Annotated in this window: 23 protein-coding genes and 1 pseudogene; 10 read left to right on the top strand and 14 right to left on the bottom strand. The window is 70.1% G+C overall.

Annotation, left to right across the window (positions count from 1 at the left end; genetic code table 11):
- Positions 1 to 57 precede the first annotated feature (57 nt).
- Together Phou_RS24145 and Phou_RS24140 are read left to right on the top strand one after the other, a co-directional pair.
- Positions 58 to 519: a MarR family winged helix-turn-helix transcriptional regulator gene (locus Phou_RS24145; RefSeq protein ID WP_173059151.1), complete on the top strand. Its 462-nt coding sequence runs from the start codon at positions 58 to 60 to the stop codon at positions 517 to 519.
- A 35-nt stretch (positions 520 to 554) separates the two neighbouring features.
- Positions 555 to 920 carry a VOC family protein gene (locus Phou_RS24140; RefSeq protein ID WP_246273842.1) on the top strand — a complete coding sequence of 122 codons (366 nt, stop codon included), beginning with the start codon at positions 555 to 557 and terminating at the stop codon, positions 918 to 920.
- A gap of 27 nt (positions 921 to 947) precedes the next feature.
- Here Phou_RS24140 and Phou_RS24135 read toward each other — a convergent pair whose 3' ends face one another.
- Together Phou_RS24135 and Phou_RS24130 are read right to left on the bottom strand one after the other, a co-directional pair.
- Complete coding sequence (locus tag Phou_RS24135; RefSeq protein ID WP_246273841.1) at positions 948 to 1,445, bottom strand: GNAT family N-acetyltransferase; 498 nt, start codon at positions 1,443 to 1,445, stop codon at positions 948 to 950.
- A gap of 23 nt (positions 1,446 to 1,468) precedes the next feature.
- On the bottom strand, positions 1,469 to 2,326 hold the full coding sequence (locus Phou_RS24130) for a phosphotransferase family protein (RefSeq protein ID WP_173059145.1): 858 nt from the start codon (positions 2,324 to 2,326) through the stop codon (positions 1,469 to 1,471).
- A 3-nt stretch (positions 2,327 to 2,329) separates the two neighbouring features.
- Here Phou_RS24130 and Phou_RS51250 point away from each other — a divergent pair, with 3 nt between their 5' ends.
- Both Phou_RS51250 and Phou_RS24120 read left to right on the top strand, forming a co-directional pair.
- Positions 2,330 to 2,560 carry a nucleoside/nucleotide kinase family protein gene (locus Phou_RS51250; protein WP_218579406.1) on the top strand — a complete coding sequence of 77 codons (231 nt, stop codon included), beginning with the start codon at positions 2,330 to 2,332 and terminating at the stop codon, positions 2,558 to 2,560.
- Positions 2,561 to 2,709: 149 nt separating this feature from the next.
- Positions 2,710 to 2,937 (top strand): hypothetical protein, encoded by a 228-nt coding sequence (locus Phou_RS24120; protein ID WP_173059142.1) that lies wholly within the window; start codon positions 2,710 to 2,712, stop codon positions 2,935 to 2,937.
- A gap of 49 nt (positions 2,938 to 2,986) precedes the next feature.
- Here Phou_RS24120 and Phou_RS24115 read toward each other — a convergent pair whose 3' ends face one another.
- Together Phou_RS24115 and Phou_RS24110 are read right to left on the bottom strand one after the other, a co-directional pair.
- Complete coding sequence (locus tag Phou_RS24115; RefSeq protein WP_173059139.1) at positions 2,987 to 3,556, bottom strand: hypothetical protein; 570 nt, start codon at positions 3,554 to 3,556, stop codon at positions 2,987 to 2,989.
- 163 nt (positions 3,557 to 3,719) lie between these two features.
- Positions 3,720 to 4,457: a hypothetical protein gene (locus tag Phou_RS24110; protein WP_173059136.1), complete on the bottom strand. Its 738-nt coding sequence runs from the start codon at positions 4,455 to 4,457 to the stop codon at positions 3,720 to 3,722.
- Between the two features lie 48 nt (positions 4,458 to 4,505).
- Here Phou_RS24110 and Phou_RS55605 point away from each other — a divergent pair, with 48 nt between their 5' ends.
- The 3 genes from Phou_RS55605 (at position 4,506) to Phou_RS24095 (ending at position 7,313) form a co-directional block, all read left to right on the top strand.
- Positions 4,506 to 4,862 carry a transposase gene (locus tag Phou_RS55605; RefSeq protein WP_173064408.1) on the top strand — a complete coding sequence of 119 codons (357 nt, stop codon included), beginning with the start codon at positions 4,506 to 4,508 and terminating at the stop codon, positions 4,860 to 4,862.
- Positions 4,863 to 4,998: 136 nt separating this feature from the next.
- Complete coding sequence (locus tag Phou_RS24100) at positions 4,999 to 6,675, top strand: hypothetical protein (protein ID WP_173059133.1); 1,677 nt, start codon at positions 4,999 to 5,001, stop codon at positions 6,673 to 6,675.
- A gap of 8 nt (positions 6,676 to 6,683) precedes the next feature.
- A complete protein-coding gene (locus Phou_RS24095; protein ID WP_173059130.1) occupies positions 6,684 to 7,313 on the top strand; it encodes a hypothetical protein in 630 nt (209 codons plus the stop codon).
- Here the strand turns inward: Phou_RS24095 and Phou_RS24090 are convergent.
- From Phou_RS24090 to Phou_RS24050, 9 genes are all read right to left on the bottom strand, one after another.
- On the bottom strand, positions 7,306 to 7,683 hold the full coding sequence (locus Phou_RS24090) for an ester cyclase (RefSeq protein ID WP_173059127.1): 378 nt from the start codon (positions 7,681 to 7,683) through the stop codon (positions 7,306 to 7,308). The two genes, Phou_RS24095 and Phou_RS24090, sit on opposite strands and share 8 nt — an antisense overlap.
- Positions 7,684 to 7,832: 149 nt before the next feature.
- The gene (locus Phou_RS24085) at positions 7,833 to 10,511 is read right to left on the bottom strand and encodes a fumarate reductase/succinate dehydrogenase flavoprotein subunit (protein WP_173059124.1); all 2,679 of its coding nucleotides are present in this window, start codon (positions 10,509 to 10,511) and stop codon (positions 7,833 to 7,835) included.
- A 12-nt stretch (positions 10,512 to 10,523) separates the two neighbouring features.
- Complete coding sequence (locus Phou_RS24080; protein WP_173059121.1) at positions 10,524 to 11,249, bottom strand: ABC transporter ATP-binding protein; 726 nt, start codon at positions 11,247 to 11,249, stop codon at positions 10,524 to 10,526.
- The gene (locus Phou_RS24075) at positions 11,246 to 12,106 is read right to left on the bottom strand and encodes an ABC transporter permease (RefSeq protein ID WP_173059118.1); all 861 of its coding nucleotides are present in this window, start codon (positions 12,104 to 12,106) and stop codon (positions 11,246 to 11,248) included. The genes Phou_RS24080 and Phou_RS24075 overlap by 4 nt, the downstream gene beginning before the upstream one ends.
- On the bottom strand, positions 12,103 to 13,524 hold the full coding sequence (locus Phou_RS24070; protein ID WP_173059115.1) for an ABC transporter substrate-binding protein: 1,422 nt from the start codon (positions 13,522 to 13,524) through the stop codon (positions 12,103 to 12,105). Before Phou_RS24070 ends, Phou_RS24075 begins: the two co-directional genes overlap by 4 nt.
- Positions 13,525 to 13,529: 5 nt before the next feature.
- Positions 13,530 to 13,757, bottom strand: coding sequence for a 4Fe-4S dicluster domain-containing protein (locus Phou_RS24065; protein WP_173059112.1), 228 nt, complete (start codon positions 13,755 to 13,757; stop codon positions 13,530 to 13,532).
- A gap of 12 nt (positions 13,758 to 13,769) precedes the next feature.
- The gene (locus Phou_RS24060; RefSeq protein ID WP_173059109.1) at positions 13,770 to 14,519 is read right to left on the bottom strand and encodes a GntR family transcriptional regulator; all 750 of its coding nucleotides are present in this window, start codon (positions 14,517 to 14,519) and stop codon (positions 13,770 to 13,772) included.
- Between the two features lie 596 nt (positions 14,520 to 15,115).
- Positions 15,116 to 17,158, bottom strand: coding sequence for a molybdopterin cofactor-binding domain-containing protein (locus Phou_RS24055; RefSeq protein WP_173059106.1), 2,043 nt, complete (start codon positions 17,156 to 17,158; stop codon positions 15,116 to 15,118).
- Complete coding sequence (locus Phou_RS24050) at positions 17,155 to 17,664, bottom strand: (2Fe-2S)-binding protein (RefSeq protein ID WP_173059103.1); 510 nt, start codon at positions 17,662 to 17,664, stop codon at positions 17,155 to 17,157. Before Phou_RS24050 ends, Phou_RS24055 begins: the two co-directional genes overlap by 4 nt.
- A 729-nt stretch (positions 17,665 to 18,393) precedes the next feature.
- On the opposite strand from Phou_RS24050, the gene Phou_RS24045 reads away from it, so the two are divergent.
- Together Phou_RS24045 and Phou_RS24040 are read left to right on the top strand one after the other, a co-directional pair.
- Positions 18,394 to 21,108 carry a helix-turn-helix transcriptional regulator gene (locus Phou_RS24045; protein WP_173059100.1) on the top strand — a complete coding sequence of 905 codons (2,715 nt, stop codon included), beginning with the start codon at positions 18,394 to 18,396 and terminating at the stop codon, positions 21,106 to 21,108.
- A gap of 110 nt (positions 21,109 to 21,218) precedes the next feature.
- Positions 21,219 to 22,642, top strand: a pseudogene (locus tag Phou_RS24040) (acyl-CoA carboxylase subunit beta).
- A gap of 87 nt (positions 22,643 to 22,729) precedes the next feature.
- On the opposite strand, the gene Phou_RS24035 reads toward Phou_RS24040, so the two are convergent.
- Complete coding sequence (locus Phou_RS24035) at positions 22,730 to 22,963, bottom strand: DUF5988 family protein (protein WP_173059097.1); 234 nt, start codon at positions 22,961 to 22,963, stop codon at positions 22,730 to 22,732.
- 153 nt (positions 22,964 to 23,116) lie between these two features.
- Here Phou_RS24035 and Phou_RS24030 point away from each other — a divergent pair, with 153 nt between their 5' ends.
- The gene (locus tag Phou_RS24030; protein ID WP_281365117.1) at positions 23,117 to 23,908 is read left to right on the top strand and encodes a thioesterase II family protein; all 792 of its coding nucleotides are present in this window, start codon (positions 23,117 to 23,119) and stop codon (positions 23,906 to 23,908) included.
- Positions 23,909 to 23,914 lie beyond the last annotated feature (6 nt).

The following is a 23,914-nucleotide window of genomic DNA, read 5'->3' as shown; positions in this document are numbered from 1 at the left end:
GCAGACGCGGGATATTGCAAGCGCGGTATACCTGCTGAAGCGGTGTACTCTGGCGGCATGGCGGTACGGGAGCAGGACGTCGACGACGCCGTGGCGTGCGCGCAGAGCTGGCGCGCGCTGGCCGGCTTGCACGCCCGGATCGAGCAACGGCTCGAACGTGCGCTGGAGGCCGCCATCGGGTTGAGCGTCGTCGAGTACTCGGTGCTCGAGCTGCTGTCCCGTCAGGAGCGCTGGCACATGCGGATGCAGCAGCTGGCTGCCGCGGTCGTGCTCAGCCAGAGCGCCACCACTCGGCTGGTCGCCCGGATGGAGGAGCAGGGCCTGCTGAGCCGTTACCTGTGCGAAAACGACCGCCGGGGCATCTACACCGAGGTGACCGAGGCCGGCCTGCAGCTGCTGGAAAAGGCCCGACCGACCCACGACCAGGCGCTGCGGCAGGCGATGCACGACGCTGAGCAGCTGCCCGAGTTCGCCGGGCTGGTGCGCGCGCTGCGCAGCCAGCCCGCCCAGCTGATATGACTGGCGGGCCGGCCCGCTTCGGCGGTCGGCATGACGTGGTGCTCGCGGTAGTCCTGGATTGCGCCGACCTGGATCGGTCAGCGACCTTCTGGTGCGGCGTGCTTGGATACCAAGCCGAGCCCAGCTCGCCAAGCCGCTACCGGCGATTGCTGCCTCCGGACGGCAGCGGCGTGGAGCTACTGCTGCAGCGGGTGCCGGAGCACAAGGTCACCAAAAACCGGATGCACCTGGATCTGCGGGTCCCCGACCTGGATGCCGAGACCGCCAGAGTGTCGGCGTTGGGCGCTCGGCGCCTCACCGCCGAACCCATCCAGGAGCACGGCTGGGCTTGGCACGTATTCGCCGATCCGGACGACAACGAGTTCTGTGTACTCCAGCCACCGGCAGCCCTCGACGAATGACTTCGTAGAGCCGGCGTTTGGGTACCCCTATGCGTTGAGCACGAAGATGAGCTCCTCGATGCCGTCGTCGGGTGCCGGCGCCTCCGCCTCCTGCTCGTGATCCCGCCGAAAGCCACACTTTTCCAGGACCCGTATCGAGCCGGCGTTGTGCGCTACAACGTGGGCGTACAGCGGCCGGGTCGACACCTCATCCACGAACTGGGTGAGCGCCTGAGTCGCGACACCGCGACCCCAATGCTCCCGTCCGAGCCAGTAACCGAGCAGACGCAGCCCGTCTTGCTCCCAGCTGCCGATATTGCCCGCCACCACGCCGTCTGCCACGATCGTGCGCACAACCACAGTGTCGTCGGCGCGGATCTTCGCCCAGTGCGCGGCGAACTTATCCGCGTCGCGAGCGGGGAACGCCGCCATCTCGGTCGCCTTCGGATCCGCCTGGTGGTCGAAGAACACGTCGAGATCCAGATCCTCCACGGTCCGAAGACGCACCTCAGGCGTCACGTCGCGAGGTCCGGTCATGTCGGCCATCCCATGCCTCGATTCCTCTTCCGCTACTCGGCGGCGAGCGTACCGAGGGTGGGCCACGGCGGACCTTGGCGGAGCAACGTAAGGATGTTTCGCCCATGCCGGTGCCCATCCGGAAACTCATCGAGGATGTCCCAGCGCCAGGCCGCGACCATCGCCAGCACGAGCCGTCGACATTCCGCCAGCAGCGCTTGATCGAGGTCCGGGTAGTGCGCGCTGACCTGCTCCGGCACGTGGGCGACATCAAACTCAACGGGTCCACGGCAGCACGTCTCGAAGTCGATGAACAGCAGGCCGTCACGGGTGTTGAGGAGGTTGCCGGGATGCGGTTCTCCGTGCAGCAGCTGTTCGGCGGCGCCGCGGCGGCGGATCCGTTCACGAGCGTCTTGCAGCGTGCGGAGCAGGAGATGCCGGTCGGCCTGCGCCAGCGCGGGGGTTTGGTCTGTCCGCGTGACCAGCAGCTCAGCCTCTGCGACTCGGTCGAGGAAGTGCGGGGTCGTCGTCTCGACGCCTCGCATGCCGGTGTGCAGGCGCTGGAGAACGTCCGCGTATGCGCCCGGCCACTCCGGGCCGGGAGCCACGACCTCGTAGTAGGTCCACAAAGTCACGGCGAAGCCGTCGCGCTCGTAGACTCGCGGCTCGACGTGGGGCGCAAGCGCTGCGACAGGGCTCGCGGTCGCGGCCAGTCGCCGAGCGAGCTCGACCTCAAGCGCGGCCACCTCCTGCCCTATCGGTGCTACGCGGGCGAAGACGTCGCAGGGCAGGAGACGTAGAGCGAGCTTGTTCGAATTCTGGAGCACGACCGCGTCGTCGACCCGCAGATACAGCTGCCCGGCCACTGCCCTCGCCGCAGCCACCGCACGCGAAACGAACTCCGCCTCCACAATATGGATCTTCGCACCTCGTTGTGGGTGGTGCCGGTCTTGACGGCTCGACACGGCAGCCTTCGGGAGAACAGGACGGGACAAGACATGGAGCACGGAACCCGGCGCTGGCGCGAGCGTTATATCCCCGCCCAGCAGTTCTACTTCGCAGCCGTCCGCCCGACCGATCACGTCGACATCATCGTGCACAACGACGAGCCCCAGAAGCCCGCTTGGGAGCATCGAACACATTGACGAGTTGGGCGCCGGCGAGTCGGCAGCGCTCCCGTTCGACCGGCAGCCGGTCTCATCCGATCACGAATCGAGAAGCGCTCGGCACGGGCCGACCGCCAGAGTTGTCACGCAAAGCGCCTTTGTGAGCTCGGTTTTGGTGGGAGGTTCCGATGAACTGGAGCAAGTGGATCCGGCAGGCTCACCGCTGGCTGGCCATCACCTTCACGGTGACCGTCATCGCCAGCGTCGTTGCGGCGGTGCAGCCCGAGCCGATCACCTGGGTGTTCTACGTGCCGCTGCTGCCGCTGACCCTGCTGCTGTTCAGCGGCTTGTACCTGTTCGTGCAGCCGTATGCCACAAACTGGCGGGCCGGGCGCCGCACCGCTGGCGCGAGCTGACCGCGGCATCGTTGTGCGGCGTCGCGCCGGTGCCCGGCCCGCGGGTTCGCTAGCGCAGGATGTCGCAGAACCCCGGCAGCGCCCGCCGGATGTCGAAGCTGCCGTCCAGGAGGCGGCGAATCGGGTGCGGTCCGGCGGCAAAGAGAATCTTGCCGGTCTGGCCGTCGATGACGATCGGGCCGCGGTCGACCAGGTGCTGGCTTCCGCGGCGCACGTTCACGGAGGTGCCCACGACGACGATGTGCGTGCGCAGCCCCGTCTCCGGATTGAAGATCGACGTCTGCACGAAGTCGACGGGACTGTCCGGCAGGGTGAGCCCGGTGACCGTGTTGCGGACGGTGTTGTCCTCCGTGATGTGCTGCACCATCTTCACGCGACGCCCGGTCTGGTCGAAGAACGTCAGGTTGACCGAGTGCAGGTCGATGTTCCACTCGACGCCGTAGTCCCCGCACGCGGCGGGATCGCTGTGCACGACCTGCACGTCGGTCTCGGTCCTGGTCGGTGGCGTAACCCCGGCGGCTTCAGCCCTCGCGGGGGCAGCCATCGCGGGCGCTGCCAGGCCCGCCAACGCCACCGCAGTCAGGGCCACCACCACAACGCCACGCCGAACGATTGTCATCGCGCCCTCCCTGGTCGATCCCCGCACGCAGGCTATCGCGCATTCGGTGCGATCAATTCAGCAAGACGCGAATCCGACCCCGGGTCACTGCACAGCCAGGCATCCGTACGCGGGCACTATCTCTGCCCTCGCGGCGAGCCAGGTCTCACTCCTTGGCATCAGGTCAGACGGGCTGGCCTTGTGCTGGTCGGTGCAGGCGTCGCGGCCGACGGCGGAGGCGCTGCTGCTTCGGGTCGAGGATTTCGATCAGTTCAACGAGTTGGTGTTGGAGTCGTACGAGGCGTTCATTGTCAGGATCTTCGGTGCGCACGTCGCTGATTTCGTCGCGCAACCGGCTGAGCCAGGACGCGAACTTGGGGTCTTCATCCAGGCGTTCACAGAAGGCGGCGTACCCCAGCGGCTCACGGAGATGTCCATCGGCGTGGGCAGGTGATGCGATCATGATTTCGCCGATCGCGCGTTGCTCGCCGCGAAACACACACAAGGGCTTGGGTAGATCGTCACGTGCCAGAGTGCCCTCGATGCGGCCAAGGCACTCGAACAGCCGCCGGTTGGCGCGGACGCCGCCCATGTCTACGAACCGCTGGTCACGCCGGGCGATCTCCACCCAGCACAGGAACTCGGCCAGCACGTACGCGGTGTTGTCCTTCGCGTACCGCTGCCGGGAGCCGTCGGCAGCGTGCAGGTAGGCAGTCAGAAAGCCGCCCTCAATGATGTTGGCCAGTCGCGACTGCAGCGAGTCCGCAGACCGGAGCAAGGGCTCGCTGTAACGCTGGAACTCGCGCTTACCCTGCATTCGCTCCTGAAGCAGGACGACGCGGTGCGACGAGATACCCGAGATCACCACACTGATGAGTGAAACGACGGCAGAACCGACCGCGATCGCAAGGTCCACAGGCACCAGCAGATGATGCCGTACCGGCAGCCTTGATCACCGTCCCCAGGACCCATCACCGAAGCCGAGCGTGGCAGAAGTCGAGCATTCGACTTCGGTGGCGGCAAGCGGCGGGCCGATGACCGGGCGGTGCTGGCGGCGATCGTGTACCTGGTCCAGGCGGGCTGTTCGTGGTGGAAGCTTCCCGCGCAGATGTTCGGGATCTCCCGGTCCACCGCGCACCGCCGGTTCACGCAGTGGACCGCGGACGGACTCTGGGAACGACTACATCAACAGTTCCTGCACCGGCTCGGCGTGGTCAGCGAGATCGACTGGTCCCCGGGCGGTCGTGGACTCGATCGCAGTCCGCACGGAGAAAGGGGGGACCTCATACACGCCTTATCGAGTGGATGCGGGCATGCGCATATTTGAGTGAGTGCGTTACTCTCGCGGCGTATCTGTGCAGTGAGAGTGTCGCGTGCGCTTCTCCGGACGTACCTAAAAGATCTCCGCCGGCAGGCGTCGCTACCTGGCTCGAAGTGGCTCCGAAACCCTCGGGGAGATCTACATGTCCGGCGACATCATCTACGACACGAACTTTTACGCCACCCTCGAAGCCGAGGTGAACGCATTCCGCGAGGCCCTGACGAAACGGTGGCGTGAAGAGGTCGCCACCGCTATCCGGGAGGGCCACACGTTCACGACCGGGTTCCACCGCTTCCACGCCCCATACGGGGAAGATCTCTGGGACTACTGGGATCCGATCAACCAGATCCACATTCTCTACGGCGCATGTGAGGTCATCGCCTGGGCACAGGGCGACCAGGAAGGCGAGGTGCCCTCCTGCCCGGGGCGCACCTCCAGCGCGGAGATGGGCAGCTCGCCGGCGATGACGTACGACCGCGACAACAACGAAGTGGCCGTGCCGCAAAATGTCGACTGCGGCATGAATTCGATCATGCAGAGTGTCGAGTACTGGGCCTACGGCGAAGGCAGCGCCATCCTCAGCAAGCTGCCGAAGTTCGACGCGCATGATCAGCGCGCGATCGAGGGTGCGCAGCAGGCGCTCCTCGCGATCGGCGGTGCCCTGGGCCTGCGGTCCGCCGGCGGCTCTGACTTCAGTTTCGACCCGTCGAGCAACGCCGACCTGATCAACAAGGTCGACAAGCTCATCGGCGCGAACGGCCAGGATGCGGACTGGTACCTGGCCTGGACTGGGCTGGCCGCCGACACCTTCAAGGACGGCTTTTTCGCCTCGATCGCGCCGACCCTAGGTAACCAGGCCCAGATCGCCGCGGGCATCCACAACCTCTACAGCGCCAGAGGCACCATCATCCAGGAGATGCGCTCCGGCTCGCTGAAAATCGTCGGCGACGCCAGCAAGGCGCTCGATGAGACCCATGTGGTCACCACCGATCTCAACCCGGTGTGGCAGACGTTCCAGGGCATGGGCACGGCCCTCAGCATCGGGGGCAGCTGGAACCCAGTCCTCGGGGCCGTTGGTGCGAGTGTCCAACTCATCGGCATCATCGGACAGAATTTCGCACCGGAAGCCAAGAACACCGAGTACGCCCACGAGATCGAGGCGGTGATGGCCACCCTCTGGGAAAACCTCGACGAGCAGTCCGACGACCTGTTCTCCCGAGAGAACGACTACAACAACGGCATCCACAGCCTCCGCGACACCATCTTCGGGATTGACAGCTTCAACCTCGAGTTTTACGACCTGACCGAGAACACCGCCACCGGCAGCGGCAGCCGGGAAGGAATCCACGTCAACATCGCCACCGTCTTGGAACTCGCCGACACCTGCTTCGAATGCGCCGAGATCTACGAGGGCCAGCTCATTCCGAAGATCGGCGACGTCCAAGCGGCCGACGCTTCGTTGGCCACCGAGGACGGATCCGAAGGCAGCGCCGACCCCAAGGTCAAGGCCCTGGTCTTGGAGTACCGGGAGTATTTGCGGACCGCGTGCGGGCGCCTCTATGTCGCGGGCGAGCAGATCCTGGACGCGGCCCGGTCCTACGCGGCGACAGACGCCGAGCACGCGGCCGCCTTCCGCACCGCCATGGCGGACTGGGACGAGGGTTCCGCTCCGGGCCACGCCCACGATTGGGCGCGGGACACCGACCGCAGCGGCTGGGAGGTGCCTATCCCGGGTGCGCCCTCCTATGCCACCGACACGACCCCAGGTGGCGCCGACGAAGGCGGGCCGGAATACGAGACGGAGGCGACCGGGGGATGACACGAGTTGTGGCAGGCGTCGCCGTCGTGCTTCTGCTGGCCGGCTGCGGCTCGCCAGCGGACCCCGGCGATGGCAAGTCAGCGCCCTCATCCGCGGCGGAGTCCACTGCCCAGGCCGGGGAAGCCGACCTCGGCGCCGTCTGCGACGCGCTGGACGATACGGTGAAGCTGCCGGCCGACGGGACCGTCCGGTACACCGCCAAGTTCAACAAACCAACAGGATGGGCGACCAACGCACCGATCTGCGATATCGAGCCGGACGGCGAATACTACGACGTAGCTGCCAAGGCCCCTGTCTTCGGCCGAGCCGAATTCAATTACGGCATCCTCACCGAGACACAGCTCCAGCAGCTGGGGTACCCGAAGTACACCCGCGAGACGGCGCAGAGGCTACTCACCCTCGATCAAGCGAACCCCGTGACCCACGACCTACCGTGCGCGAGCGAGCCGTGCAAGGACGGTATCCACGGCTACCAGTACAACTTCCGCTTCGAGACCACGACGGACGACATCGTGGTGATCGCGCGGTTCGACTACATCACCACCGACGTGGGTGGCGACAAGCAACCGCAATATCGCACCCAGGCGATCGATGCGTTCACCGCCTCGATGGACACCATCGTCGCCAAGCTCAGGTAATCAGCCCCATCTGGCGCTGGAAGTCCAGCTCGTCGAAGTAGAGATGGTGCTCGACAACCTTGCCGTCCTCGACGGTCGCGACATCGCAGGACCGCATCTTGATGTGCTTGCCCGTCGGCGGCATCGTCTCGCCCGAGGGCAGCTTGACCGGCTCGGTGTTGGTGCCTTCGAACCAGCCCTCGTCCACGGCCTTACCGCCCGCTTCGATCTTGCTCAGGTATCGGTAGCTGGCGTCCGGGAAGCCCTCGATGAACTGCCCCCAGTAGGCGGCGATCTGGTTCCGGTCCTTGATCTCTCCGGCGTCCGGCGTCGACAACACGGCGTCGTCGGAGTACATGCTCATCACCAAATCGACGCTGTGCGCCTCCACGGCCCGCCTTGGTCAGCTTGTCCAAGGCATCGCGTGCCTGTCCCATGGCTTCCACCTCCCAACCCCAAATTCTCCGCCGATACCAGAGCCCACCTCGGCATTTCAGCAATCTGGATAATCTCCAGACGGCCGTCCCCGGAGGTTTGCTGTCAGGCCGGCACGGTCAGTGCGCGCCGGGCGTACGCGCGTACATCCGCGTCGCCGTCGTCGCTGGCGGCCGCGCGCAACGCCGCCGTCACGTCGACCCTGTCGGCCCATCGCGCCAGTGCCTTTACCGCCGCTCGCCGCACGTCGTGGTTGCGGTCCGCGGCCGCCCGCAGCAGCGCTGTCACCGCGACGGCGGGGTCCGCCGCGGCCAGGCCGGCCGCGGCTCCCGCGCGGACCTGCCACGCCGGGTCATCGAGCGCGGCCACAGCCACCTCGGCCAGCGCGCCCGCGCAGCCGACCGCGCCGGCGGCGGTGAGGGCGGCCGCGCGCACGAGCGGGTCGGGGTCGTGGGCCAGCTCCACGAGGACGGAACCGCCGCCGGGCGATCCGATGCGCCCGAGCCCGTGCGCCACACCGACGCGTACCTCGCGTGACGGGTCGGCGGCCGCGCGCGCGAGGGCGTCCGCCGCGTCGAGCCGGACCAGCCCGCTGATCGCGGTGAGGCGCACGGCGGGGTCGGTGTCGGCGAGGCCGGCGGCGAAGTCGTCCACGAGGCCGGCGCCGGTCACCCGCAGCAGTTCGAGGACGACGGCACGGACCGCCGGGTCGGTGCTTGCCCGATGCGCGCGCAACGCCGGCGCCAGCTCGTCGGGCAGCACGTCGGCCAGCTCCCGCAACGCGGCGACGGCGGCCGAGCGCACGCTGGCGGAGGCGTCGGCGAGCACGTCGATCAGCGCCCGCGCGGCGCCGTCCGGCGTGGACTCGGTCAGCACGGTGACGGCGGCGCGCCGCACGCCGGGGTCCGGGTCGGACAGGTAGGGCGTCACGTCGGCCAGGCTCGGCTGCTCCTCGGCCAGGCGCAGGACCGAGAGCAGCCGCCCGGTCTCGACCGGCCGTGACGCGCTCGCCGCGCTCGCGGCGGTGGCGGCGGCGACCGGGACGAGCGCTGGCTGCGCTACCACGTGTGGCTCGAACGCCGGCGGATGCGCGAACTCCGGGACCGGTACCACGTAGGGTGCCACCGGCCGCCGCAGGAACTCCATCTCGCCGGCCGCGTCGCGGCGAAGGTTGAGGTGGCAGAACCATTCGGCGTCGTCGCGCTCCGGCAGGTCGGACCGGTCGTGGTAGAGGCCCCACCGGCTCTCCGCGCGTACCAGCGACGCCCGGGCGGCCATCTCGGCGCAGTCGCGGATGAACGAGACCTCGACGCAGCGCATCAGCTCGTGCGGCGTACGCGCGCCGAGGGCAGCGATCTCCCCTCGCATCCGCTCGAACGACTCGATGGCGATGTGCAGCTTGGCCGCTGTCTTGGCCGGTGCGACGTAGTCGTTGACGAAGCGGCGAAGCTTGTACTCCACCTGCTGCTGCGGCAGGCCGTCCGGGTTGGACAGTGGACGGTAGACGAGCTCGTGCGCTTCGGCTATCTGGTCGGCGGGCAGCTCGCCCGGCGGCTCGAAAGCGCCCGCGGCGTGCGTGCCGGCCAGCTCGCCGAAGACGAAGGCGCCGATCATGTAGTTGTGTGGCACGCAGGCGAGGTCGCCGGCCGCGTACAGGCCCGGCACCGTCGTGGCACCGTGCTCGTCGACCCACACGCCCGAGGCGGAATGGCCGCCGCACAGGCCGATCTCCGAGATGTGCATCTCCACGTCGTGGGTACGGTAGTCGTGCCCACGTCCACTGTGGAACGTTCCGCGGGTGGGACGCTCGGTGGTGTGCAGGATGTTTTCCAGCGCGGTGATCGTCTCGTCCGGCAGGTGGGTGAGCTTGAGGTAGATGGGGCCGCGTGCCGAAGCGATCTCCCGCGCGACCTCGGCCATCATCTGCCCGGACCAGTAGTCGCAGTCGACGAACCGCTCGCCCCGGTTGTTGACCTGGTAACCGCCGAACGGGTTGGCCACGTAGGCACACGCCGGTCCGTTGTAGTCCTTGATGAGGGGGTTGATCTGGAAGCACTCGATGCCGGACAGCTCGGCCCCGGCGTGGTACGCCATCGCGTAGCCGTCGCCGGCGTTTGTCGGGTTCTCGTAGGTGCCGTAGAGGTAGCCGCTGGCCGGAAGGCCCAACCGCCCACACGCGCCGGTCGCCAGGATCACCGCACCCGCGGCCACCGTCACGAACTCGCCCGTTCGGGTGTGCAGGCCGGCCACGCCCACCGCTCGGCCGTCCCGGGTCAGGACGCGCACGGGCATGACGCGGTTCTCGATCCGGACCCGCTCGCGCATACTCCGCTCACGCAGCACCCGGTAGAGGACCTTCTTGATGTCCCGTCCCTCCGGCATGGGCAGCACGTAGCTGCCGGAGCGGTGTACGCGGCGGACGGCGTACTCGCCGTACTCGTCCTTCTCGAACTTGACGCCGTACCGCTCCAGCCGGCGCACCATGTCGTACCCGCGCGTCGCGGTCTGGTGGACGGTGCGCTGGTTGACGATGCCGTCGTTCGCGCGGGTTATCTCCGCGACGTAGTCCTCCGGCGTGGCCTTGCCGGGTATCACGGCGTTGTTGACGCCGTCCATGCCCATCGCCAGCGCCCCGGAGTGACGCACGTGCGCCTTCTCCAGCAGCAGCACACGCGCGCCGGCCTCCGCGGCGGCGATGGCCGCCATCGTGCCGGCCGTTCCGCCGCCCACGACGAGCACGTCGCAGCTCATCTCCAGCCGGTCGATCAGCGACGGAGTCAACAATGGACACACCCTTCAGGACAGTGCGGAAAGGACGCGGCCGCGCGCCGCCGCAACCTCCGGCGCGTCGCGGAGGCCCATTTCACGCGGGTACGGGACGTCGACGAGCTCGCACACGCCGTCCGGCGCGAGCACGGCCACCCGGTCGCCGAGTAGCACCGCCTCGTCGACGTCGTGGGTGACGAAGACGACGGTGGCCGGGGTGGTGGCGAGCACGCCGACAAGCAGCCGCTGCATCGCGGCTCGGGTCTGCGCGTCGAGCGCGCCGAACGGCTCGTCCATCAGCACCACCCGGGGCGAGCCGGCGAGCGTGCGGGCGAGCTGGACGCGCTGCCGCATGCCGCCGGAGAGCTGGCCGGGCAGCCGCCGTTCCTGGCCGGCGAGGCCGACCCGGGCGAGCCAGTCGTCGGCGCGGGCGCGGCGCTCGGCCCGAGATGTGCCGCGGATCGCCAGCGGCAGCTCGACGTTGCGCCGCGCGGTGCGCCACGGCAGCAGCGCGTCGTCCTGGAACACCAGCGCCCGGTCGGGTGACGGGCCGCGCACCGGTACGCCGTCGGCGAGGATCGTGCCGGCCCGCGGCGGCAGGAGGCCGGCGAGCGCGCGCAGCACGGTGGACTTGCCGCAGCCGGACGCCCCCGCGATGGCGAGCACTTCGCCGGGCTTGACGTCGAGGTCGAGCCCGCGCACGACCGGTCCGCCGTCGTAGCCGAGGTCGACGGCGTCCATCCGGAGCGGGATCATCGCGCCCGTCCCCGGTCACGCGCCGGCAGCCAGCGGGTGGCCCGCCGCCCGGCGAGCTCGACGAGACCGGCGGTGGCCCAGCCGAGCACACCGATGGTGGCCATGCCGACCAGGACGCCGGGGTAGTCGACGATCGTGTACGACTGCCAGGTGCGGTAGCCGATGCCGAAGTCACCAGAGATCATCTCGGCGGAGATGACGCAGATCCAGGCCACGCCCATGCCGACCGAGAGGCCGCCGAAGACGCCGGGCAGGATGCCCGGCAGCACCACGTTGAAAAGTACCCGGCCGCGGCCGCCGCCCATCGTGCGCACCGCGTCCTCCCAGACGGTCGGCAGCGCGCGCACGGCGTGCCGGGTGCTGACCAGGATCGGGTAGAAGGCGGCGGTGAACGTGATGAACACGATGCCCTGCTCGTTTGTGGGAAAGAGCAGGATCGCCACCGGTACCAGCGCGATCGCCGGGATCGGTCGGAGCACCTCGAACAGCGGCTGTGCCAGGTCGGCCAGCACCCGCGAGCGGGCCACGGCGATGCCGGCCGCGACCCCGGCGACGGCCGCAAGGGCGAAGCCGGACAGGATGCGGATGAGGCTCTGCAGGATGTCCAGGTAGTACTGTCCACTCGCGAGATGGTGGCGCAGCGAGTCGGCGAGCTCGACGAGCGTGGGCAGCCGGTCGAAGCGGACGCCGAGGTTGATGTCCGCGGCGGTGACCCACTGCCACAGGGCGAGCGCCGCCGCCAGTGACCCGCCCCGCACCACCCACCGCAGCCAGGTCGGGTAGCGCCGCCGGGCCGGTGCGGATGCCGGGCGGCTGGGCGCGTCCTCGGCGGTGCCGGCGAGCGTGAGGGTGCTCATGCCGACCGCACCGCCTCGTCGTACGGTACGACCGCGGCGCCCGGGTGGGAGTCCACGTAGGACGCGGCGGTCGAGGGCGCGGCGAAGGGCTTGAGCCGCTCCCCCTCCGGCGCCTTCGGGTCGCGCACCCACACCGACTTGTCCGCGAACCAGCGGGTGCCGGTGGTGGCGTCCGGCACGTACACCGCGCGCGGGGCGGCGCCGAGGGCCCGCACCGCCCGCAGGGCGCAGGTGGGGGTGGCCGCCGGCTGGGTCGCCTCGCCGCCGGCCGGCCAGACCTCGCTGGCCAGCGCCGGGTCGGTCACGGGGCGGCCGCACGCCTTGTCGGTACCGGTGATGGCGGCGGGGTTGACCGTGCTGGCCGTATCTCGGTCGAGGTCGGCGCCGTAGACGGCGCGCAGGTGGCTGTCGTCGACAAAGGCGGCCAGGTCGACCTTCTGGAGGACGCCGATCGACGTGAGGAACGGGATGTCCTGCTCCAGCGCCGCGCGCAGCACCGGCTTGAGGGTCAGGTCGAAGGTGGCGACACCGTTCGCTCCGTTGTAGAGGTAGACGACCTCGGGCGGCAGGCCGGTGGCCTCGGCGACGATCCGCGCGGCGGCCAGCGGCTGCTCGTGCAGGTACTTCGTGGCGTCGAGCTGGGCCCGCAGGAACGCGCGCACCACGTCGCCGTGGTCGGTCGCGAACCGCTCGCGGACGACCGTACCGTGCAGCGTCGGCACGCCCAGCGCGCCGCCGTCGTAGAGCAGCCTGGCTTGTCCACGGTGGACGAGCAGGCCGGGCCACGCCACGAACTGGGACAGCGCCGCCACCGCCCCCGACTCCAGGGCCGAGGCGCCGACCTGGGGCTGCTGGTTTTCCGTCTTGAAGTCGCGCTCGGGGTCGACGCCGGCCTTGCGGGCGGCCTGCACCAGCAGGCCGTGCCCGGCCGATCCGACGCTGGTGGAGACCGTGCGTCCCTTCAGGTCGGCCAGCGAGCGGACCGGCGAGCCGGGCGCCACGACGACGCTGTTGAGCGCGCCCCGCACGTTGTAGCCGGTGACGGCCACGAGCTTGGTGTGCGTCTGCGCGTTCTGCTGGCCGCGGGCGGCGTTGATGAGCAAGGGGTAGTCGCCCATCGAGCCGATGTCTATCTTCCCGGCCATCATCTGCGCGGTGATGGGCGCGCCGGTGTCGTAGTCCTGCCACGTGACGGCGTACCGCTTGCCGGTCTCGCGGCCCAGGTCCTCCAGCCGCTTCTCGAAGTATCCCTGCGCGCGCAGGAGCGTGCCGGCGGTGACGGTGTTGATGGTCTTCGACTGGTATCCGACGACGACCTGTTCGGCCGCGCCGTCGGCGGTGGCGCCCGCGACCGAGCAGCCGGCCGGGACGACCAGGAGTACGGCGGTCAGGCTCGCGAAGGCGCGCACGCGATGCATTCCTCTCACCTCAGCAGGTAGGGCATGTTGACGGTCACGGCGCCGGTCGGGCAGCGGGCGGCGCAGGGTCCGCAGTACCAGCACTCGTCGACGTGCATGTAGGCCTTGTTGGTCTGCGGGTCGATGGCGAGCGAGTCGAGCGGGCAGACGTCCACGCAGAGGGTGCAGCCGTCGACGCAGAGGCTCTCGTCGATGGTCACAGGCACGTCGAGTCGCTGGTTCACCAATGCCATGGGTGGGCCTCCTCAGGCCGTATCGGAGTCGCGGCGCAGTTCGCCGCGCATGGTGACCCGGTCGCCGCGGAAGCGGACCCACTCCAGGTCGACGGGGCGGCCGTCGGCGAGGTGGGTGAGGCGTTCCACCATGAGCAGCGCGGCACGGTCCACTGTGTCCAGAAGCGCGGCCGTGTGCCGGTCCGCGTTGACCGCCTCCACGGAGATGTCGGCCCGTCCGAGCGGCTGACCGGCCGTCTGTTCGATGAGGACGAAAATGTCGCGGCGGGCGAGGTCCGCGTCCATGAGCGGCTCGCCGATGTCCCGCGGCAGGTAGGTCAGGTCGAGTGAGAGCGGCAGCCCGTCGAGGTGCCGGACCCGCTCGACGTAGACGACCGGCTCCTCGGGCGCGAGCCGTAGCCGCCGCGCGACGGCCGACGGCGCCCGGATCAGCGCCACCGTCCGCACCTCGTTGCTGATCTCACCATGCTCGTGCAGCGTCTCGGCCAGCCCCATCAAGCGGTGCAGCCCGTGCGGGTACTTCCCGGTGACGACGGTCGTGCCGATCCCCGGCACCCGCTCGACAAGCCCCTCACCGACCAGGAGGGCGAGCGCCTCGCGGACCGTGTTGCGCGAGACGCCGAACTCCCGGCACAACTGATCCTCCTTGGGCAGGTGCCCGGTCGCGAACGCGCCGCCGAGCACCTGGTGGCGCAGCACGTCCGCGACCTGGCGGGCGCCGTCGGCACGGCGCCGGCGCGCCTCGCTCAGCGTCAGGCCCATCGCCCCTCCAGGTCGCTCGTCCGGGCCCGGCAGACCCAGTCGTGCGTACCCTACAAACCAGGTGGGAATACTGGGAAGATGATCGGCGCTGCGCCACCTCCACCATTCGCGACAGCAGGTCTGAGCTGCCCGAACGCGCCGGCGACCAACCGTTACGCCACGCCCGCGGTCCACATTTCAGGACCGACCTCGCGCGGCCACCCGCGGACCAGCGACCTTTCGGCGCCAGGGTGCGGCGCGACCGTGGAGCCGTCTCAGAAGATCCAATTCGAAACAGATCGGGGCTACCGCGACGCCCGTCGTGGTCCAGACCGTTGCTCCCGCGGCCTCACCCTCCGCGCTGGCCGAGCCCAACCCCGGTTGCCGTTCAGATCGTGGACGTCTACTGCCCCTGGAGGGCAGCAAACGACCACGATCTGCCCTACTACCGTCAGCGACCATCCGTCGGGACCAGCCGCGCGGTCTGCTCAGGGCTGTGGAAGAAGCCTCTTCAGCGATGCCAGACCTGGCGGGGCGCGAACCCCTCACGTCGCAGCCAGCGCTCGGTATAGACAATCCGCTCGGCCTCCGCGCGAAGATGCCGATGGACGGGGTGTTCAGCCGACCTCGACGCCGTACGGCATTCCGGTGACCGGCTCGCCGTTGCCTGCGAGCGCCATCGCGATCGCCGCCGCGGCCGGTGGGTACGCGAGCTCGCCGAGCCCGCCGATGGGCGCGTCCGACTGTACGGTGACCACGTCGATGTCGGGACAATCGGTGATGCGCGCCCACGCGTAGTCCCGGAACGACGACTCGACGACCGCGCCGTCGCGCACGGTGATCTGTGCACCGAGCACAGTGGACAGTGCGTCGACCACCGTGCCCTCGACCTGGGCCACGACGCCGGAGGGATGGATCGGGACGCCGACGTCGACGGCCGCCGTGACCCGCAGTACCTTTCTCGCCGCCGGGTCGGCGGTGACGATCACCGCGATGGCCGAGTCGTACTCGAGATGGCATGCCACGCCCCGGCTCTGCCCGGCTTCCGGCGCGGGAGCGCGAAGGGCCGCGGCGTCGAGCACCGCGTGCAGGCGGGAGGCTGCCGGCAGCAGGCGGCGCCGGAGGTCCACCTGGTCGTGTCCGCCGCGCCGGGCGATCTCCCCGAGGAAGCACTCCTCGGCGTAGGCGAACTGACCGGCGTAGACCGAGCGCCAGAAGCCGGTGCGCAGCGGGGCGGGTCGCAGCGTCACCGACACCTCGCCGGGCACCGCGTACGGGAAGTGGTTGCCGCTGGCTCTGACCACCGCCGGGCTGCTGAACGGCGGCGATACGGTCAACGGCCAGGTCGCCACCTGGTGGACGCGGCTGGTGGGCACGCCGTCCGGGCCGAGTGTCGCGCCGAGCCGGTGCACCGACATCGGCCGGTACGAGTCGTGCCGGGTGTCGTCGTCACGCGTCCACCGCACGGTGACGGACTGGCCGACGGTCCGCGAGCAGGCCACCGCCTCCTGCACCGGGTCGACTTCGATGCGCCGGCCGAACGCGCCGCCGGCCAGCGTCGGTGTCACCGTCACCTCGGCCTCGGGCCGACCGAGCTGCGCGGCCAGTTGGGTGCGCAGCCCGCCTGGGTTCTGCACCGGCGCCCACACCCGCACCTCGGACGCGGTGACGTGGGCCGTGGCGTTCATCGGCTCCATCGGCGCGTGTGCGAGCAGCGGCATGCGGAACACGCGCAGCATGTCCGGGGTCCCCACGAGGGGCGGCAGCGCCGTCTCCAGGTCCGCCAACCAGGCGCGGCTGTCGGCCGCCGGGTTTCCGCCGGTCCAGGTGACGCGCAGCGCGTCCCGGCCGCGCAGCGCCGCGGCGGTGGAGGTCGCGACGACCGCGACCCCGCCCTGCCCGTCTCCCGGCGGGGTGAGCCGGATGACCGCGACCACGCCGGCCACGGCCCGCGCGGCGGCATCGTCGACCGTGTCGACCTGCGCTCCGATCCACGACGGCCGCGCGACGACGGCGATCAGACCGCCAGGAGGCGCGGACTCCACACCGTAGCGGGCGCGGCCGGTGACGATGGCGCGCGCGTCGGCCCTTCCGGCGCGGGTACTGCCGATCAGCCGCCACTGGTCGGGCGGCGTGAGGACGACCGGCACGGTGGCGGGATCGATCGCGGCTGCCTCACCGACCAGTTCGCGGTAGTGCAGCGGCCGCCGGCCCGGATGCTCGACCCGTCCGCGCCGCGCGACACACTCCGCGACGGGCACCTGCCACCGCGCGGCCGCTGCCGCCACGAGCAGGCACCGCGCGGTGGCGGCGGCGGTGCGCAAGGGCTGGGTGAGGTGGCGGCTCGACATGGAGTTGCCGACCGACTGGGAGCCGTACCGCGCGGTGTCGCCGAGTGCCTGCTCCAGCGTCACGTCGGCGACCTCGACGGCCAACTCCTCGGCGACCAGTACCGCGGCCATGGTCCGCACGCCCTGACCGGTGTCCGGCTTCGGAACCGTCGCCACCACCCGGCCGTGGCGGTCGACGCGGACGAACACCGTCGGTGCCAGGTCCGGCAGCTCGGCGCCGGGTGCGGCACTCGCGGGGCGCGCCGCCGTTGCCACCGGCACGGCCACCACCAGCGCGCCCGCCGTCAGGAAGGACCGCCGGGTGATCACCGGTCACCCCGGGCGATCTCGGCCGCCCGGCGGACGGCCGCCAGGATGCGCGGGTACGTCCCACACCGGCAGACGTTGTCCCGCAACGCCTCTACGATCTGCGCGTCGGTCGGATCCGGGATGCGGGCGAGCAGGGCCACGGCCGTCATGATCTGGCCGGGCTGGCAGTAGCCGCACTGCGCGACGTCGAGTTCCAGCCAGGCCTGCTGCACCGGATGGTCGTGGATCCCCTCGATGGTGGTGATCCGGGCCTGCGCGGAGTCGGCGACCGTCCGGACGCACGGCCGCGCGGCGGCGCCGTCGACGAGCGAGACGCACGCGCCGCAGGCACCGACGCCACAGCCGTACTTCGGTCCGGTCAGCCCGAGCTCGTCCCGCAACGCCCACAGCAGCGGGGTGTCGCCGGGGACATCGACCACCTGACGCCGACCGTTGACGTGCAACCGGTAACCGCCCACCACATCCCCTCCCCGCACCGTCCGAACGGATCGATCATCACACAACATCGACGCTCATGGATCACTTGATCAGGAAATGTGGCCGAACCGATGTGTACCTCCCGGGCACCCAGGCGAAGCTCTCAGCGGGCCGGACCAGCCCGTCGATATGAGTTGGACCAATGTCCCTGTCCGTTGCATGAAAACAACGTTTCAGTAGAGGCATAAGGCACGGGAATTCGATCGGGAGTACATCGTGGAGTCTTGTCGCCGCACCATTCCGGTCGCGTGAGTCGGCCGGTTACAGAGCGTCCCACTCAAGCGGAAATCCAAGGTTTCGCCAAGACTTCACCGCCGGGGTTCACGCTCCAGGCCCCCTCTTTTCGTGAATTATCAAATCCACGTTCAACTGTCCACGTTCGAGTGTCCAAGATCGCGTACAGCTCCGCGCCGGAGTCACCGATTTATGTTTCCGACACGTTGCCGGAGCCACATATCCCCCGGCCAGACACTTTTGGACTAGGTGAACGTGTAGGCAAATAACATCTGTGTACGTGTGGTCACAGGACGATGACCTTGTGTGCCTCCCGCGATGACTGGCATCATTGGCGACGGCTCGAGTTTCTGACGCCTCGGACCAAGTCGCATTGGCCCGCCATCCTTGCCGTGGCCGGTCGGCGCCTATGCCGTTCCGCCAGCGGCCCCTGGATGGCCGACACCGATGGGGTTCCTGCATACCGACGATGAGGTTTGCCCACGAGACCACAAGTCACCGCCACATGACACGGGGGAGGATGGGTGGCATTTGTCGAACGGGGGACGCAGTCGCAAGTCCTGAGCGGGCTGCTCGACGGCTGCCTCGACGGCACGGGTGCCGTGGTGTTGACGACGGGCTCGGTAGGTTCGGGTAAGACCCAGCTGCTACGCCGCTTCGCGGCGGCGGCGACAGATCGCGGGATGAGCCTGCTCACCGCGACCGCCTCACGCACCGAGCGCACGCTGCCACTCGGCGTCATGCAGCAACTTTTCGCCTGCGCCGACCTGACGCCGACGCAGCGCGAGCGGATAGACCAGCTGCTGTCCGACGGCGCAATGAGCGCGATGCTGCACGACCACGACTCCGAGACGACGCAGCGGGTCACCGCGAAGGTCCTTCAGGGCATGGCGGGCGTTCTGCTGGACCTCGCCGAGCGGACACCGTTGCTGATCGGCGTCGACGACCTGCACTTCGTCGACCTGGCATCCCTGCACTGCCTGCTCTACCTGATCAACCGCACCGCCCGGGCCCCGGTGATGATGGTCTTCAACGAGGCTGTCTGGGTCCGCCAGCCGTGGCCGGTCATCCGCGCCGACCTGCTCAGCCAGCCACAATGTCACCGCATCCGGCTCCGCCCGCTGACGCTGCCCGGCGTGACCTCCGTGCTGTGCGAGAGGCTCGGCGTGCGCGACGCCCGCGCCATCGCCCCGGCCTACCACGACATCAGCGGCGGCAGCCCGCTGCTGCTTGGCGCCCTGATCGAGGACGGCCGAGCCACCGGGCGGTCACTGCCCGGACCCGTCGCCGGAGACGCCTTCGCTCAGGCCGTCACGACCTGCCTCTACCGCGGCGACGCCACCGTGCTGCGGCTGGCCCGGGTGCTGGCGACCCTGGCCGAGCCGGCCTCCCCCGCGGCGCTCACCGATCTGCTGGACGTGGACGCGGCGGCGGCGACCCGCGCCATCGACACAGCCACCGAGTGGGGTCTGCTGAGGGACGGCTGGTTCCGGCACGGCCGTGCACGGGCGGCCGTGCTCGACGCCATGGCGCCCGAGCAGCGCTCGGTGCTGCACGCGCGCGCCGCCCACCAGCTGTACAAGAGCGGCGCACCGGCCCCCGCCGTGGCCCGGCATGAGGTCGCCGCCCGCCATGTGGGACCGGCCTGGTCCGCGCCCGTGCTACGCGAGGCGGCCGACCACGCGCTGGAGCACGACGACACCAGCCACGCGCTGGAGTGCCTGCGGCTGGCCCAGCGCGCCAGTACCACCGAAGCGGAGCAGGTGACCACGAAGGCGGCGCTGACGCGGGTGCAGTGGCGGTTGGACACACGGACAGCCAGCCGCAACCTCGACGAGCTGGTCGCCGCCGCCCACGCCGGCACGCTGGCCGGCAACCGGGCCGTCGAGCTGACCGACTACCTGCTCTGGCACGGGCGGGCGGCAGACGCGGTCGAGCTGCTGGACCACCTCACCAAGACCGCCCCGGCCACCGACCTCGACACCGCCACCGCGCTGTACAGCGCGCGCTCGCGGCTCGCATACACCTTTCCCGCGTTCGCCGACCGGGTGCCCGGTGGCCTCCTGCCGCCGCTACTGCCGGCCTTCGGCGCCACCACCCGGAGCGTGTCGGTGCGGGCGGCCGGGCTGGTCGGCCGGCTCCTGGCCGACGGGCTCACCGACGAGGTCCTCGCCGACGCCGAGGAGGTGCTGCAGCAGTCCCGGCTCGACGACACCACCTTCGCGACGATCATGCCGGCGCTGGAGATGCTGGTCTTCGGCGACCGGCTCGAGGCCGCCGCACGATGGTGCGCGCCGATGCTGGAAGAGGCGGACAGGCGCCGGGTGCCGACCTGGTGCGCGCAGCTGTCGGCGGTACACGCGATGATCTGCTATCGGCGCGGCGACCCCGCCGGCGCCGATCGCCACGCACGGGCCGCCCTCTCCTACTCCTCCACCCGCGGCCTGGGCGTCCGCGTGGGCCTGCCGCTGTCGATCCTGCTGCTCACCGACCAGGAGCACGACGCGCTGCACTGGCCATTGCCGGAAGCGGTGTTCCAGACCCCCTACGGGCTTCAGTACGTGCGTGCGCGCGGCCGCTACCACCTCGCCCGGGAAAACTACAGGTCCGCCATCGCCGAGTTCGAGGCGTGCAGAGACCTGATGATCCCCTGGCGGCTGGACCTGCCGGGCGTCGTGCCGTGGCGCACGGACCTGGCCGAGGCGTACCTGGGGCTCGGGCAGGCGAAGATCGCCCGGCAGCTGGCCCAGGATCAGCTGGCCATGCTCGCCGACAGCCAGTGGCGCACCCGCGGGCTGTCGCTGCGGGTCCTCGCCGCGGGCGCCGAGCCCGCCGAGCGGGCGGCCATCCTGGAAGAGGCCGCCGAGGAGCTGCGGTCCGGTGGCGACCCGGTGGAGCTGGCCCGCGCCGTCACCGCCCTCGACGAGGCGCGGCGCGCGGTCGGCGGCACCGCCGAGGCGCAACGCAAGCCGCTCGTGGCCGCCCTGCGCCGCTCCGAGCACCGGCCGCAGCCGCTCAAGGCGGAGCGCCGAGCAGGTGCCGAGCAGGGCCCCGCGCAGCTGAGCACCGCCGAACAGCGGGTGGCGGCGCTGGCCGTGCAGGGGCACACCAACCTTCAGATCGCCCGCAAGCTGCACGTCACGGTGAGCACGGTGGAGCAGCACCTGACCAACGTGTTCCGAAAGCTGCACGTGCGCCGGCGCACCGACCTGACGGTCAGCCTGCTGCGTGATCAGTAGTGAGGCTTTAGCGCGCGGCAGGCGCGGCGTTAGCCACCTGCCGCACGCTGAGCCGGTCCACGGTGGCCGGTCCGGCCGGTCGCCGCGCGCCCGCATACGGAGGGTGTCCGATGACCATTACGGCCGACGCGGTGACCTTGACCGGGACCGGGCAGGAGGATCCGCGGGCGCCGATGGTGCGGTTGGCGCAGCTGTTCGACGCGGCACCCGTACCGCTGCATCCGGCTGACACCAGCGGCGTCCTGGCCGCACACGGCACGGTCGACGGTCAGAAGGTCGTCGCCTACTGCACCGACGCCACCACCATGGGCGGTGCGATCGGCCAGGACGGCTGCCGGCGCATCGTCGACGCGATCGACTGCGGAATCCGCGAGCGCTGGCCGGTCGTCGGGCTCTGGCACTCCGGCGGCGCCAAACTGGGCGATGGCGTCGAGGCGATGCACGGAATCGGCACGATGTTCAGCGCGATGGTCCGCGCCTCCGGCCGGGTGCCGCAGATCTCCGTGGCGCTGGGCCCGGCCGCCGGCGGAGCCGCGTACGGCGCCGCCCTCACCGACCTGCTCGTCATGGCGCCCGCCGGCCGGGTCTTCGTCACCGGGCCGGACGTGGTGCGCAAGGTAACCGGCGAGATGATCGACATGGAAGGGCTGGGCGGCGCCGCGGCGCACGGCCGCTCCGGGGTGGTACACGTGATGGCCGACTCGGAGGCCGACGCGTACGTGCGCACCCGCCGCCTCTGCTCCCTGTTCGCCCGGCCGGGCCGGTTCGACCTCGCCCAGCCGTGGGACGGCATGGACCCCGGGCAGCTCCTGCCCGACCGGCCGCGGCGCGCCTACGACATGCGGCCGTTGATCCGGGCAATCCTCGACCCGGCCGACGGCGGGTTCGAGGAACTCCAACCCGCTGGGCGCCGAACATCGTGATCGGCCTGGGCCGCCTGGCCGGCCGTACGGTCGGCGTGGTCGCCAACAACCCGATCCGCAAGGGCGGGTGCCTGGACACGCTCAGCGCCGAGAAGGCCGCCCGCTTCGTGCGGCTCTGCGACTCGTTTGGCATCGCCCTCGTGGTGATCGCCGACGTCCCGGGCTACCTGCCCGGGGTGGGACAGGAACGGGACGGGGTCGTCCGGCGAGGCGCAAAGCTGCTCTACGCCTTCGCCGAGGCCGTTGTCCCGCGGGTCACGCTTATCACCCGCAAGGCGTACGGCGGTGCCTACATCGCGATGAACTCCCGCGCCCTCGGCGCCACCAGGGTCTTCGCCTGGCCGCAAGCGGAGGTCGCCGTGATGGGCGCCGAGGCGGCGGTGGGTGTGCTGCACCGCAAAGCCCTCGCCGCGGCACCCGACGCGGAGCGGGAGGCGCTGCGCGCCTGTCTCGTCGCCGAGTACGAGCGCACGGCCGGCAGCGTCGACCGGGCCCTGGAGCTGGGCGTGGTGGACGAGATCCTGGCGCCGGCGCAGAGCCGCCGGCGGCTGGCCGAGGCGCTCGCCACGGCGCCGGCCGGGCGCGGGCACCACGGCAACGTGCCGCTCTGACTCTCCTGTCCCGCCGCGCCTGCCGGCCGGCGGGGCACGCACACGTACGCCGCCGGCCACGGAAGCCGGCGGCGTGTGGTGGTACGTCTACTCGGCGACGCGGGTGCGCCCGGTCCAGCGGTAGACCGTCCGGTCACCGGCGGCCCCTTCGTACTCGAAGTGCTCGTAGCCACCCTGGTGCGGCACCTTGACCTTGTCGTCGACGCTGGCGACACGATGGGTGCGCAGCTCGGACGGCAGTGTCGCCGGGCCGCCCTCAAGCACGACTTGGATGATCACGCGATCGTCGCCATTGGACATCGCGTCAGGAGTGTCAATCATGGGCGTCCCTTCATACCGGGGTACGTCACCTCTCCACGACTCACGCTATCCAACCCCCAGTGGGTCGTACACCCCTGACAATCCCCAGTTCACGTCAATGCTTACGGGTTGGCCGCTTTCCGCACGCCGATTAGCATCTGGCACATGAGTACCATGCCGGCCGGCCAGGCAACCGACCATTCACCGTCCACAATGGACTCGGCATTGTGGATCCGGCGCTACCACCCCTCGCCGGACAGCCGGGTCCGGCTGGTGTGCTTTCCACACGCCGGCGGATCGGCCAGCTTCTACTTTCCGGTCTCCGCGGCCCTCACGCCGGGCGTCGAGGTGCACGCCGTGCAGTACCCGGGCCGCCAGGACCGCCGTGCCGAGCAGCCCGTCGAGAGCATCTCCGCGCTGGCTGACGCCGTCACCGAGGTGGTGCGCCCGCTGACCGACCGCCCGCTGGCGTTCTTCGGCCACAGCCTCGGCGCGATCCTCGGCTACGAGGTGGCGCTGCGCCTGGAGGCGGCCGGCGCACCGCCGCTGGTCCGGTTCTTCGCCTCGGGCCGCCGGGCGCCCTCGAGGTACCGGCCCGAGACCGTCAGCGATCGCGACGACCAGGCGATCCTCGCCGAGCTGCGCCTGCTGTCCGGCACCAACGGCGACGTCCTCGGCGACCCGGAGCTGGTCCAGATGATCCTGCCGGCGGTGCGCAGCGACTTCCTCGCCATCGAGCGCTACCGGCACACGTCCGGGCAGCGCCTCAGCTGCCCCGTGGTGTCGCTGATCGGCGACGTGGACCCTCGGGTCGACGAGGACGAGGCGCGCGCCTGGGCCGCGCACACGACCGGCGGCTACCGGCTGCGGATCTTTCCGGGTGGACACTTCTATCTGGTCGACCAGGCGGCGTCGGTCATCCAGGAGGTGTCCACCGAGCTGTCCGCCGCACTCAAGTCCTCATAGGACAAA

The organism is Phytohabitans houttuyneae (assembly GCF_011764425.1).
Lineage (GTDB): Bacteria > Actinomycetota > Actinomycetes > Mycobacteriales > Micromonosporaceae > Phytohabitans > Phytohabitans houttuyneae.
The sequence above is the reverse complement of the archived record's forward strand: the minus strand, read 5'-3'. Positions and strand labels throughout refer to the sequence as shown.